Raw genomic sequence first — 12,729 nt, 5'->3', positions numbered from 1 at the left:
ACAGCATAGGTCGTCCGACCCTTATGTGAATAGTGATATATTTTTAATCGGCCATAATGTTTTGGAATGGGTACGCCATGCGCGACGAGCTGGACAACCTGGTGTCGCGCCTGCGCTTCCGTCACCTTCGATTGCTGGTCGAACTGCACCGCTGCGGCACCCTCGGCAAGGCCGCCGCCACGCTGCATCTGTCGCAGCCCGCCTTGAGCAAGACACTCAAGGAGGTTGAGGACGCCTTCGGCTTTCCACTGTTCCGGCGCGGCGCGCGTGGCCTGACGCCCACGACCCGCGGCGAAGTGATCGTGCAGGGCGCGGAGACACTGCTGGCTGCGCTGGGGCACCTGAGCGAAGCGGCCCAAGCCTCGAACGACGAACCCGTCGCGGTATTGCATCTCGGCGCGCCGCCCGCGGTGGCGGCCGGCGGAGCGCTGCCTGCCGTGCTGGCCTTGCTGCAGGCTGGCAGTGAGCGCGTTGTCGTTCGCCTGCGTGAACAGCCGGTGCCGCAGCTGTTCGAGGCGCTGCTGAAGGGGGAAGTCGACGCTTTGCTGACTTCGTTCAATCAAGCGGCGTTTGCCGCCAAACGGGCCACGCGCCTGGTGTACAAGCGTTTCGCAGAGCACGAGTACGTCGTGATCGCCCCGCCGCGGCATCCTTTGGCAAGAAAAAGGCATGTCGGATGGGATGCGCTCGCGGACAGCCAGTGGATCATGCCGGAGTCGGAGCTACTGAGCCGACAAGCGCTTGAGAGTCAGTTTCTGCGGGCGGGTGTCACAGTGCCGTTACCGCGCATCGTCTCTAACAACCCCGCGACCAACATACAACTAGTGGCTGCAGGGACGGGGCTGGCCGCGGTCCCGCGGTCCATGGCCACGGCAGAACTGCGCTTGGGGCGAATTGCGGTTCTTCACGTCGAGATGACGTTCTCCAGAGTGCCGGTCGCACTCGTCTACAGAGCTGCGTCAGAGGATGATCCCGTGATAAAGCTGCTGGACGCTGTCGTTGACGAATTTGCGACTTAGCAAGCCGGCTTGGACACGACCTACGTCATGCTTCCACATCTGTTCAAGAAGCTTCCGCGGACCATGCCAACGGGTTGGTGCCGGTCACGAACATCGTCGATACCTGTGCCTGTGCCTGTGCCTGTGCCGGAGCCGGAGCCGGAGCCGGAGCCGCGCTGGGCGCCGTTTGCGGCGCCACCTGGTCAGGTCGGGACGTAGCCAGGGGTAATCGGACCCGCAGTTAAGCGACTGCGTACGGCCAAAAGCGTTGCCGGCGCTCGAGGCAGAATTCCCTCAAGTGGCACGCCAACTCGCACTGATGACGAAATCTATTCCAACTGTTGTTCGCGCGGCGACCGTCGACGATGCGCCTGCGGTGAGCAGGGTGATTTTGGACGCGCTCCGCCAGAGCAACGCCAAGGACTACTCGCCTGAGGTCATCGAAAGGGTCGGGGCCAGTTTCAGTCCCTCGGCATTGCTGAACCTGTTCGAGCAGCGTGAGGTGTTTGTTGCCGTTTACGACCAGCGGATTGTTGGCACTGCGAGCTTGGACGGGCGTGCGGTGCGTACCGTGTTCGTGGCCCCCGAAGTTCAGAGACGAGGATGACGTGATGGCCGGGATGCGCTGTGTGCGCGTTCCGCAGAAGCTGCCGGTGGTGCTCAGTCGGGACGAGGCCGTGCGCCTGATCGCGGCAGCGTCCAACCTCAAGTACCAGACGGCGCTGTCCATCGCCTATGGCACCGGGCTGCGCGTGGGCGAGATCGTCGCGTTGAAGGTCGACGACATCGACAGCCAGCGCATGACCCTGCGCGTCGAACAGGCAAGGGCCAGAAGGATCGCTATGCGATGCTCTCGCCCGTCCTGCTGGAGCGGCTGCGCGCCTGGTGGCGCCTGGCTCACTCGCAGGGCAAGATGCTGCCCCATGGCTGGCTGTTCCCGGGCATGGATCCGCTGACCCGTTGACGGCGCGCCAGCTCAATCGTGCCGTTGTCGCTGCCGCCGCGGCCGCCGGAATTGGCAAGCGTGTGTCGATGCACACGTTGCGTCACAGCTTCGCCACCCACCTGCTGGAGCAGAAGGTGGACATCCGTGTGATCCAGGTGATGCTGGGGCACAAGAAGCTTGAGACCACGTCCATTTACACCCACGTGGGCACCACAGTCCTGCGCGAAGTCGTCAGCCCACTGGAGAGGCAGCCCGCATAGGCACGGCTTCATGGCGCACTGCGCCCTGGAGGTCGCCGACATCTTCCGAACCCATGGTCCCGACTGGCGCAACGCGCAGCGCGGCCACCTGAGCTTGGGCCAGCTCAAGGTCATGTCGGCCATCGAACAGTGCCGCAGCGCGGCGCTGGGAGGCCATGTGCTGCGTTGCAACGGTTGTGGATACGATCAGATCGCCTACAACTCGTGCCGCAACCGGCATTGCCCGAAGTGCCAAGCCAGCGCGGCAAGACGCTGGCTGGATGCCCGGCAGGCCGATCTGCTGCCGGTGGAGTACTACCACGTGGTCTTCACCTTGCCGGCATCGATCAGCGCCATCGCCTACTACAACAAGGCCACGATCTATTCCTTGCTGTTCGACATGGCCGCCGAGACCCTGACGACCATCGCGGCGGACCCTAAGCATCTTGGCGCAAGCATCGGCGCTACCCTGGTTCTGCACACCTGGGGATCGGCGCTGACGCATCACCCGCATGTGCATGGGATTATTCCGGGCGGCGGTCTGTCACCGGATGGCGAGCGCTGGGTCGCCTGCCGAAGCGGCTTCTTCTTGCCGGTGCGTGTGCTGTCGCGCCACTTCCGGCGACGCTTCCTCGAAGAGCTCCAGAACGCGCACCGAACCGGCCGGCTGCAATTCTTCGGCGAGTACGCCGCGCTGGCCGACGCGAAGGCGTTCACAGAGTGGCTCGCACCTCTGCGCAAATGCGAATGGGTGGTCTACGCCAAGCGCCCGTTCGCAGGCCCCGGGGCGGTGTTGGCCTATCTGTCGCGCTACACGCACCGCGTGGCGATCTCCAACAGCCGGCTGATCTCTCTTGACGAAGGCGGCATCACCTTCCGTTGGAAGGACTACCGCTCCAAGGGCCGCACGCGCTTGAAGACGATGACGCTCGATGCCCTGGAATTCATGCGGCGCTTCCTGCTGCATGTGCTGCCCAGCGGCTTCCATCGCATTCGCCACTATGGGCTGCTGGCCAATGGAGCGCGCACCGCCAGCCTCGCACTCGCTCGCGAGTTGCTGCACCAGGAGGTCAAGACAGACTCGGATGCCGAAGTCGACTCCGGCACCGTCTCGGCAACCTTCACCTGCCCGCGCTGCGGCCATCCCATGATTGTTCTGGCGATCTTCACGCGCGACCAGACCATCCCTGCGCAGTTTCGACCACCATGATGGCAACACCAAGTCGCTCTTCGCATCACACGCTCGCACTTCATCTGCCAGTGCCGATGAGGGGGCGCCTTGTCCTCAAACTGCAACCCCCCTCGACGCACCCAGCTGCGCACCGCGCGACACGAGGCGCCGGGCACGATCCGCGGCCCCTTGCCCCCGTTCTCACCCCGTTGATCAGCTCGCTCGTCGCCAGCAGTGCGCGCATCGAAGCTCGAATCGCCATAGGCTCGTGCCCCACCGAGCTCCTGCGCTGAACTCCGCGGTTTCCTCCCTGGGGGCTTATCCAACACCTGCCCTCAAGCCGTTGTCGTGCCGCCGCCTGTGCGCCCGAGGGGCAGGTGTCGGACAACCCTTCACCGAAGCCGTCCTAAAGTTTGCTCCGAAGCAGAAATACGAGCCGGTTCCTAGCGGCGCACTCGTGCTCGGTGATGGAACCTCGCGCATCGAGTTGGACGTTCTGTCCAACCGTGTGGACCTCCTCCAAGATTCGGGTTTGCGCGAACAGACCATGAAAACAGCGGCTGAGACGTTTCTCCGCGAACTGGTGGTCGCCGATGCCGACATGATTGGGGAAGATCGTGATGATGATGTGACCGGCCTGGCGCGCTGGCTCAGAGCTTGAGAACCCCCTTGTAGTTGAACCACGACGTGACTGCGCCACTGCGCCCATGAGGCCGGCATCGCCAGCGCAGTCATGGCGAGCCGCGAGAGTCCGTGCAGTCGCACTGGAGTACCTTCGCCTGCGGCTACAGTGCTTTCGCCTTCGGAGCGGCCGTGTGGTTCATGGGGTTCAGCCCGCGAGCGCGGCCTGCACGCGCACTCGGCCGCGCCGCGCCGACCAGTCAGATCACTCGTAGCGAACGCAGGCGCTCCAGTTCCTCCGGGCCGATTCCGACCAAGCCGTACACCGCCGCGTTGTCCTGCCCTGTGGAAGGCCCCACTGCGGGCACGTTCGACGTACGACCGACGAATCTGGGAACCACCGCCGGTGCAGGGATCGCCCCGAGTTCCGGATCTTGAAGTTCGATCAGTGCACCGCGAGCGCGAAAGTGCGGGTCTTCCAGCACGTCCGCGATGGAGTACACCTTGCTGAACGGCACGTCATGGCGCTCGAGCCGGGCAGACAACGCCTGCAGCGGCAGGCCCGCGCACCAGGCCGCGACAATGTCATCGATCTCCACGTGGTGCCGCGTGCGATGTACGTTGTTGTCGAAACGCGGGTCGGTTGCCAGGAGGGGCTGCTCCATGGCCGCGCAGAGGCGCACGAAGATCGGATCCGACGAGCCCACCAGCGTCACCCACGCGCCATCCGCGGTTCGGTACACATTGGAAGGCGCGGTGTACCCGGCGCGGGAGCCGGTGCGGTCGCGCGCCGCTCCGGAAAACCTGTACTCCGCCGCGAGCGGGTCGAGCAGGCGAAGCAGGGCTTCGGTCGCCGAAAGGTCGATCTCCGTGCCACGCTGTTCCTCCCATGGCTTGGTATTGCGCTCGGCCAGCGCCGTGGCGATGGCGAATGCCCCGAACAGGCCCGCGATGGCATCCCCAAGCGGATAGTTCATGTGCTGCGGCGGCCCGGCGGCCTCGCCGCTGAGGTGCGTGAAACCGCTCATGGCCTCGAAGATGCGCGCGAAGCCCGGCTTGCGCGCGTAGGGCCCGGTCTGGCCGAAGCCGGTGAGGCGCAGCACGATCAGGCGCGGATTGCGCGCGTGCAGCGTCGCCAGGTCGAGGCCCCAGCCGTCCAGGGTGCCGGTGCGGAAGTTCTCCACCAGCACATCGAAGCCCTCGATCAGCCGCAGGAACAGTTCACGCCCTTCGGCTTGCCGCACGTCGAGCGAGATGCCCTGCTTGCCGCGGTTGGCGGTCTTCCAGAACAGCGCGTGACCTTCGTGCACGGGCGCCAGGCCGCGCAGCGCGTCGTTGCCCTGGGGTAGTTCGAGTTTGACGACCTCGGCCCCCATGTCGCCGCAGAGCGTGGCCGAAAACGGCGCCGCAAGGACGGTCGCCATGTCCAGGATGCGGATCCCCCGCAGCGGATAGTCGGTCTCCTGCATCAGTTCGTCTTCAGGTCGAGCGTCTTGAGCACCGGGTCCCACGCCGCCTTGTCGGCCTTGAGGCGTTCCTCGAAGGCGGCCGCACTCGGGTTGAGCGTGGTCGCGCCAAGCTTCGCCAGCTTCTCCTTCATGGCAGGCGTGGCCAGGACCTTGGCGAGCGCCCGGTTGAGCGTGTCGATCACGTTCTTCGGCGTGCCCTTGGGTGCGACGAGCCCCATCCACAGGCCCGCATCGAGGCCGGGCAGGCCCAGCTCGGCAAACGTGGGGACGTCAGGCACCGACGCCGAACGCGTCTTGCCGGTCTGCGCCAGGATGCGGATCTGCCCGCTCTGCATGTAGGGGAGGGTGCCACCGAGGTTGTTGCACATCACCGGGATATGGCCTGCCATCAGGTCGTTGACGGCCGGCGCGTTGCCCTTGTAGGGCACATGCTGCAGCTTGGTCTTCGTCTGGTGGTTCACCATCTCGCACACCAGGTGCGAGGGGGTGGCAACGCCGGCGGAGCCGAACGACAGCGAGCCCGGTCTGGCCTTGTCCGCGGCAATCAGATCGGACAGCTTCTGGTACGGCGTCTTGGCGTTGACCGCGATCACGTTGGGCAGGTCGGCCACCAGCCCGATGCCGACGAAGTCGTCGACCGGACTCCACTTGAGATCCTTGTGGACGTAGGGAAGGAACACGTTGGTGAGCCCGGCCATCAGGATGGTGTAGCCGTCCGGCTGCGCCTTGGCCACGAACTCCGAGCCGATGAGGCTACCGGCACCGGACTTGTTCTCGACCACGATCTGCTGTCCGAGTGCCGCGCCGAGGTCGACCGCGAGCGTACGGGCCACCAGGTCCGTGCTGCCGGCTGCCGGGAACGGGACGATCAGCTTGATCGGCTGTTCGGGATAGGCGGCCAGGGCGGCTCCGGCAGCGAGCGCGGCGGCCAGTGCGATGGCGGCGCGGCGAATGAAATGAGGGTTCATCGGATGTCTCCTGTTTTGGATGAGAGAAACCGGCGCCCGAGCGTGGACCTGTGCAGCTCGGAAGCGCCGTCGTAGATGCGGAAGGGACGCAGCTCCCGCAGGATCAGCGACACAGGCGCGTCCTCGGACATGCCCAGCGCTCCCATCAGTTGCGCGGACCGGTCCGCGACGCGATACAGCGCCTCTGACACGAACACCTTGGCCATGGCCGATTCGGTCTTGACGGGCAGGCCGGCGTCCATGCGCGCTGCGCAATCGAGCGTCATCAGCCGGCTGGCGTGCAGGTCCATGTGGCAGTCAGCCACCATCGCCTGCACCTGCTGCAGATCGGCCAGGCGCTCGCCGAATGAGCGGCGCTCGTTGACGTAGTCCTGCGCGAGTTCGAGGGCGCGCCGCGCCCGTCCCAGCAGGCGCATGCAGTGCGAAAGCCGCGCAGGTTCGAGCCGTTGCTGCGCGTAGGCGAATCCCTGCCCCGCTTCACCGAGCACGGCGTCGTCGGCCACGAAGCAATCCGCCAACTCGATGTCGCCGTGGCCGCCGATCGCATAGGGATCGATGGCGGGGATGGCACGCAGGAGGCGAAAACCCGGGTTCGAGGCTTCGACGATGAACTGCGTGGGCCCGGCCTCGGCCTTCGCGAGCACGATGGCGAAGCGCGCTCCGACCGCGCCGGTGATGAACCATTTGCGGCCGTTGATCACCCAGCCGCCACTCCGGCGCTCGGCACGCGTGCTCAGCATCGACGGATCGGATCCCGCGCCGGGCGCCGGCTCCGTCATGGCGAAGCAGGAACGGATCTCCCCGGCCGCGAGTGGGCCGAGGTAGGCGCGCCGTTGCTCAGGGGTTCCCTGGCGCAGCAGGCTGATCATGTTCGGCTGGTCGGGGGCGGCGCAGTTCAATGCCCCGGGACCCAGATAGCTGCGGCCAGCCTCTTCCAGCACGACGGTGCGCTCGACCCAGTTCAGGCCCAGCCCGCCGTGCTCGCGCGGCAACTGGGGAAGATAGAGCCCCAGACCGCGGGCGATAGGCCGCAGCTGTGCCAGCGCGGTGTCCAGGCCCTGCGGGTCGTGCACGTGGGCCCGCGTCTCGAGGGGGATGGCGTGCTGCGCCACGAAGGCACGAACACGCTGGCGCAACTCGGCCAGCCCGGCGTCTTGCTCCACGTCCATGAGGTTCATCGTTGACCCGCCTCGTGCTCGCGCAGCGTCAGCTTGGCGATGTTCAGCTGGTGAATCTGGCTGGTGCCCTCGTACAACCGGAACAGGCGCACGTCACGGTAGTACCGCTCGATGGGGCTGAAATCCGCGATGTAGCCGGAGCCGCCGAACATCTGCACGCAACGGTCGGCCACGCGCCCGCACATCTCCGAGGCGAAGTACTTGCACATCGAGGCGGTGAGCGCGACGTCCTCGCCGCGGTCGCGCGCGCGGGCGGCCTCCAGGATCATCGATCTCGCGGCAAAGATCTCGGTACGGCAGTCGGCGATCATGGCCTGCACCAGCTGGAAGCTGGCCACCGGCTGGCCGAACTGCTTGCGCCTCGAGGTGTGCGCCATGGCCAGATCCAGCATGCGGATCGCGGGTCCCGTGCACAGCGCGGCCAGGTGCAGCCGCTGCTTGTTCAGCACCTTCATGACCGTCTGGAAGCCGACGCCTTCCTTCTCGCCGATGACCTGGCCGGCGGGCACGCGGCAATCCTCGAAGACCACATCGGACACGGGCGAGCCCGCCTGGCCCATCTTGCGGTACGGCTCGCCGGTGCGCAGGCCCGGGCCGCGCTCCACCAGGAAGGCGGTCAGGCCCGCGGTTCCCCGCGTGTTCTCCTCAGTCCGCGCGATCACGGTGAACACGTCGGCGACCGGGGCGTTGGTAATGAAGCGCTTCGTGCCGTTCAGGATGTAGTGGTCGCCGTCGCTTCGTGCCGTGGTCTGGATGTTGGTGGCTTCGGAGCCTGCGTCCGGCTCCGTCAGGGCGAGGCAGCCGGTGAGCTCGCCACGCGCCATTCGCGGCAGCCAGCGGGCCTTCTGCGCTTCGGTGCCGTCGGCCACGAGTGCCTCGGAGCCGATCCCGGTGTTGGTGCCGACGCGCGCGCGCAGCGCCACGGACGACTGCGAAAGCTCCATGGCGCACAGCACCAGTTCTTCGGCCGTGAGACCCAGTCCGCCGTACGCCTCGGGAATGCTCCAGCCGAAGAAGCCCTCGCGACGCAGCTCGTCGACAAAGGCGGGTGGGATCTCACCGGTCCGGTCCACCTGGTCTTCAAGCGGGTGCCAACGCTTGCGCACGAGGCGTCGGGTGTCGGCGAGCAGGGTGTCGAGGTGGGCTTGATCACGAATCATGCGGCGCACTGTAGGCCGGCAGTCGTCCAAGACTGAACACGCGTTTCAGATATTGAAACGACGATTCGGTTTTTCTGCGAAACGCCGAGAATCGGCCCATGCGACAACCCCGCGCCGTGCACCAGCTCAAGGACCAGCAGGACCTTCGGCGGGTGCGCGAAGACGATCCGAACTTCTCCGGGACGCTGGCCAAGGGACTGATGATCCTGCAGAGCTTTGTGAAGGATCCTCGGGCTCACGCCAACAGCGAATTCGCCGAACGCCTCGGGCTTCCGAGGCCGACTGTCAGTCGCCTCTGCCGAAGCTTGCAGGCGCTCGGATTCCTCGACCACGATGACCGGCTGGATCGCTACTTCATCGGACCTGCTGCCGTGACATTGGGCTATCCGTATGTGATCAACACACCGCTGCTCGCGCAACTGCGGCCCGCGCTGCAGTCGACGGCCGACCGCTTCGAAGGCGCAGTGTCGGTAGGCGTGGCGATGGACCTCGACGTGGTGTACGTCGAAACGTGCGCGCATGAGCACGGCACGCTCAAGCGGCCTGGCGTCGGAGCCGTGCGCGGCATCGCGGAGACCGCGATGGGCCGCGCCTGGCTCGCTCAGCTCACGGCGGCGGAGCGCAACCGCTTCCTGGCGCGTGCGCGGCAGGAGCGTGCCGACGAATATGCACGCAGCACCCAAGGCCTGAAGGACAGCCTGGCGAACTACGGCAAGCGCGGCTTCGCCATCAACATGGGCGATGCCGGGCTGGGGGTACTCGCCGTCGGCGTTGCTTCGAACATCCGTTACGGTTCGAGGCGCTTGCTGTTCAACTGCGCAGTGCCGGGCTACCGGGCGAAGCCGGCGGACCTGCTGAAGACCATCGGCCCGGCGCTGGTTCAGCTGGTCAACATGGCGGACCGGCAGGTGGGGTTGAGATAGCGACCTACCAATCTTCCTTGACCGCCAGCACCGCATCGCGCGAGGCCGCGGCGCGCCCGGCCAGCCAGGCCGTCACGGTGCCAGCCGCCATCACGCACGTAGCAGGTCGTCGTCGCCGAAGCCGGCCTCAACGACCGGCAGGTATTCCCATTGCCTGGCGGTGCGGGTGGCGCAAGGAACTTCCAGCTGCTGGCGCACCTGGGGCCGGCCTCATACGTGACGACTATGGCACTTGCTCCTGCAGGTTGCGCTCGAAGCGGTCCAGAAGTTTGTGCATGTCCTGCCGCGCGTGCGTGAACTCTTCGGAGGCGCCGCGCACAGCCAGGTCGCGCTCGTAGTCTGCGCGCGAATCGAACGCGCACTCCCAACGCACGTCCGGGCCCGCCCCCTCGAGCTTCTTGAAGATGCGCCCCGCCGGCAGTCCGAGTCGCGTCCGGATTTCGCTGGCCAGCCGACGCTGTGCCAGAACCGCGTCGGCCAGGCCAGGCAACGCGTAGTAGTTGGTGATCTCGATGACCATGACCGGAGGCTCCTTGCCGGGTTTCAAACTGCTTCCATCCCGCCTGGTGCCCGGGCTGAAGCCACTATTGACAATCACATTATTTGATCACACACTGTGATCACAGTAAAGGTTCCGGCAGATGGGCTGCCCGGGCCCGACACAACCCTTGCGAGGAGTTCCATCGATGCCGACGATCCGGTCCATAGACACGCTGCTGGTTCAGCTTCCCACGCGGCGGGAGCACAAATGGACCGGGCTGACGGAATCCATCGGCCGCTACCTGCTGACGCGCGTGGTCGACAGCGACGGCCGCGTCGGATGGGGCGAGGCTCCTGCATTGAAGGACTGGGGCGGCGAGTTCGGCCGCTACTTCGGCGAGTCCACGACGATCGTCAAGACGGTCATCGAGAAGTACCTCGCGCCCGTGCTTGTCGGCGTCGAGCTGGGCAACTTCGCCGAGATGCATGCCCGCATGGACTCGGTGATCCGCGGGTATCCCTACGCCAAGGCCGCGGTCGAGTTCGCCGCCTACGACGTCACCGGCCGCTGGCTCGGCCTTCCTGTGCACATGCTGCTCGGCGGCAAGGCGCGCTCGCGCATCATGGTGACCCACTCGATCGGGCTGATCCCGATCGCGGAGGCCGAGAAGGAGGTCGCACAGGTCGCGGCCGAAGGCATCAAGACCATCAAGATCAAGATCGGCGTGGACGCGAAGCGCGACATCGACATGGTGCGCACCGTCCGGGCGGCCGTCGGCGATGCGGTGGAGTTGTGCGTGGACGCCAACGAAGGCTATCGCACGCCAGGCGAGGCGATCGCCACCGTCCGTGCGATGGAGCCGTACCGGCTCAAGTACGTCGAGCAGCCGGTGATGGGCATCGAGCGCATCGCGGAGGTCGCGCGTGCGATCGATCCTCCCGTGATGGCCGATGAATCGGCCTGGAACGCCCATGATGCGATCCAGATCAGCGAGCAGCGCGCAGCGCAGATCGTCTCCATCTACAGCACCAAGCCCGGCGGGCTCTACAAGGCGATGGAGGTCGCCGCTGTGTGCCGCGCCGCCGGGATCATCTGCAACGTCAACGGCTCGGTGGAAACCGGCGTCGGCAACCTCGCCAACATCCACCTTGCCGCCGCGGCGCCGGCCGCCACGCTGTCCTGCGTGGTCCCCGTGTCGACGCCCGCCGAGTGGCAGAAGGGCCAGGTCGGCGGCATCTATTACCGCGACGACCTCATCGCCCTGCCGATGCAGATGGTCGACGGCGGCATCGAGGTGCCGACCGGGCCCGGCATGGGCATCGACGTCGATCTCGCCAAGGTCGAGAAGTACACGGTGCGCGACTGAACGCGCCGCCGGCACACAACATTCACTGAGGGTTTCCAGATGCGCAAAGCAATCATCGAGCGGCAGGTCAAGGCGATCGCCGAGCACGGGCTCGACGCCATGGTGTCGTGCTCCCCCGAGAACTATGCCTATGCGACCGGCTTCATCGTCCCCTCGCAGCCGCTGATCAGGCACCGCCACGCCATGGCAATCGTCACGGCCGACGCCCGCGTGGAGCTGTTCTCCGTCGACATGGAAGCCAGCACCGTGAAGCGCCGCGCGCCCGACGTGCCGACGCGCATCTGGGCCGAGTTCACGGACGACGCCATGCTCGTGCTGGCCGACCAGCTCGGGAAGCTGGGTCTTGCGCGCGGCCGCATCGGCATCGAGATGGACTACCTGCCCGCTGGCGACCTGGCGCGCCTGCAGAAGGCGCTCCCCGAGGCGCGTTTGGAGCACTGCGAACAGATCCTCGCGCGCCTGCGCCAGCTCAAGACACCGGACGAGATCGCGCTGCTGCGCCGCCTTTCGCGCATCGCCGACCAGGCGATCACCGATGCGCTCGCGTCGGTGAAGGCGGGCGATTCGGAGATGGACATCGCCGGGCACCTCACCCGCAACGTCTACGCCCTCGGGGCCGAGCACTTCAAGCTGATGATCATCGCGACAGGCGAGCGCAGCATGCTGCCCAATGTCGGCCCGAGCGAGCGCAGGCTCAAGCCGCGGGACGTCTGCCGCGTCGAGATCTTCTCCGTGATCGACGGCTACCAGGCGGGCGTGTGCCGCACCGCAGTCGTGCACGAGGCGCCGCCCAAGGCCGAAGCCATCTGGCAGCACCTGGTGGACTGCAAGTACCAGATCATGGAGATGGTGAAGCCCGGCGCGAGCTGCCGCGCGATCTACGACGCCTTCATCGCCAAGCTGTCCGAAATGGACCTGCCGCCGATCTCCTTCGTCGGCCACGGCATCGGCCTGCACCTGCACGAGGATCCATACCTGGGCAAGACGCCCGTGCTGGGCCGGCCCGGGAGCGACGCGCTGATCGAGGAGGGCATGGTGCTCGGCTTCGAGCCGCTGTGCTATGAAACGGGGCATGGCTTCGGCATGCAGAACAAGGACATGCTGGTGGTCACCGCCAAGGGCTGCGAGCTGCTCTCCGACTACGCCGACACCGACAAGCTGCTGGTCGTCAAGGGCTGAGCGCGAACCGACAACTTCAACCAGGAAAGG

Annotated in this window: 12 protein-coding genes and 1 pseudogene; 8 read left to right on the top strand and 5 right to left on the bottom strand. The window is 66.1% G+C overall.

All coding sequences use genetic code 11. The features are described 5' to 3' along the window. Positions 1–77 precede the first annotated feature (77 nt). The 5 genes and pseudogenes from ACMGEZ_RS26045 to ACMGEZ_RS26025 all read left to right on the top strand — a co-directional run bounded on the left by ACMGEZ_RS26045 (position 78) and on the right by ACMGEZ_RS26025 (position 4,015). Entirely contained in the window at positions 78–1,019 is a 942-nt protein-coding gene (locus ACMGEZ_RS26045; protein ID WP_436825179.1) for a LysR family transcriptional regulator, read from the top strand. A gap of 298 nt (positions 1,020–1,317) precedes the next feature. Further along, the gene (locus tag ACMGEZ_RS26040) at positions 1,318–1,605 is read left to right on the top strand and encodes a GNAT family N-acetyltransferase (RefSeq protein ID WP_436825178.1); all 288 of its coding nucleotides are present in this window, start codon (positions 1,318–1,320) and stop codon (positions 1,603–1,605) included. A 4-nt stretch (positions 1,606–1,609) separates the two neighbouring features. Then, a pseudogene (locus ACMGEZ_RS26035) lies at positions 1,610–2,204 on the top strand (tyrosine-type recombinase/integrase); the annotation flags it as partial. 10 nt (positions 2,205–2,214) lie between these two features. After that, positions 2,215–3,393 carry an IS91 family transposase gene (locus tag ACMGEZ_RS26030; protein WP_436825177.1) on the top strand — a complete coding sequence of 393 codons (1,179 nt, stop codon included), beginning with the start codon at positions 2,215–2,217 and terminating at the stop codon, positions 3,391–3,393. Between the two features lie 493 nt (positions 3,394–3,886). Continuing rightward, positions 3,887–4,015, top strand: coding sequence for a hypothetical protein (locus tag ACMGEZ_RS26025; protein WP_436825176.1), 129 nt, complete (start codon positions 3,887–3,889; stop codon positions 4,013–4,015). Positions 4,016–4,235: 220 nt separating this feature from the next. On the opposite strand, the gene ACMGEZ_RS26020 is transcribed toward ACMGEZ_RS26025, so the two are convergent. The 4 genes from ACMGEZ_RS26020 to ACMGEZ_RS26005 are packed head-to-tail and all read right to left on the bottom strand — an operon-like array spanning position 4,236 to position 8,750. Next, positions 4,236–5,444 (bottom strand): CaiB/BaiF CoA transferase family protein, encoded by a 1,209-nt coding sequence (locus ACMGEZ_RS26020; protein WP_436825175.1) that lies wholly within the window; start codon positions 5,442–5,444, stop codon positions 4,236–4,238. Next, positions 5,444–6,412: a Bug family tripartite tricarboxylate transporter substrate binding protein gene (locus ACMGEZ_RS26015; protein WP_436825174.1), complete on the bottom strand. Its 969-nt coding sequence runs from the start codon at positions 6,410–6,412 to the stop codon at positions 5,444–5,446. The genes ACMGEZ_RS26020 and ACMGEZ_RS26015 overlap by 1 nt, the downstream gene beginning before the upstream one ends. Beyond that, positions 6,409–7,590 (bottom strand): acyl-CoA dehydrogenase family protein, encoded by a 1,182-nt coding sequence (locus ACMGEZ_RS26010; protein ID WP_436825173.1) that lies wholly within the window; start codon positions 7,588–7,590, stop codon positions 6,409–6,411. Before ACMGEZ_RS26010 ends, ACMGEZ_RS26015 begins: the two co-directional genes overlap by 4 nt. Further along, the gene (locus tag ACMGEZ_RS26005) at positions 7,587–8,750 is read right to left on the bottom strand and encodes an acyl-CoA dehydrogenase family protein (protein WP_436825172.1); all 1,164 of its coding nucleotides are present in this window, start codon (positions 8,748–8,750) and stop codon (positions 7,587–7,589) included. Before ACMGEZ_RS26005 ends, ACMGEZ_RS26010 begins: the two co-directional genes overlap by 4 nt. Positions 8,751–8,848: 98 nt before the next feature. Between ACMGEZ_RS26005 and ACMGEZ_RS26000 the strand changes: the two genes are divergently transcribed. Further along, on the top strand, positions 8,849–9,673 hold the full coding sequence (locus ACMGEZ_RS26000) for an IclR family transcriptional regulator (protein WP_436825171.1): 825 nt from the start codon (positions 8,849–8,851) through the stop codon (positions 9,671–9,673). A 223-nt stretch (positions 9,674–9,896) separates the two neighbouring features. On the opposite strand, the gene ACMGEZ_RS25995 is transcribed toward ACMGEZ_RS26000, so the two are convergent. Beyond that, positions 9,897–10,193, bottom strand: a complete 297-nt coding sequence (locus ACMGEZ_RS25995; RefSeq protein ID WP_436825170.1) for a hypothetical protein — start codon at positions 10,191–10,193, stop codon at positions 9,897–9,899. Positions 10,194–10,359: 166 nt separating this feature from the next. On the opposite strand from ACMGEZ_RS25995, the gene ACMGEZ_RS25990 reads away from it, so the two are divergent. Further along, the gene (locus ACMGEZ_RS25990; RefSeq protein ID WP_436825169.1) at positions 10,360–11,520 is read left to right on the top strand and encodes a mandelate racemase/muconate lactonizing enzyme family protein; all 1,161 of its coding nucleotides are present in this window, start codon (positions 10,360–10,362) and stop codon (positions 11,518–11,520) included. A 39-nt stretch (positions 11,521–11,559) separates the two neighbouring features. Continuing rightward, positions 11,560–12,699, top strand: coding sequence for a M24 family metallopeptidase (locus ACMGEZ_RS25985; protein ID WP_436825168.1), 1,140 nt, complete (start codon positions 11,560–11,562; stop codon positions 12,697–12,699). The last annotated feature ends 30 nt before the right edge of the window (positions 12,700–12,729 follow it).

It is taken from the genome of Variovorax stachyos (assembly GCF_051400855.1).
Taxonomy (GTDB): Bacteria; Pseudomonadota; Gammaproteobacteria; order Burkholderiales; family Burkholderiaceae_C; genus Variovorax.
The sequence above is the reverse complement of the archived record's forward strand: the minus strand, read 5'-3'. Positions and strand labels throughout refer to the sequence as shown.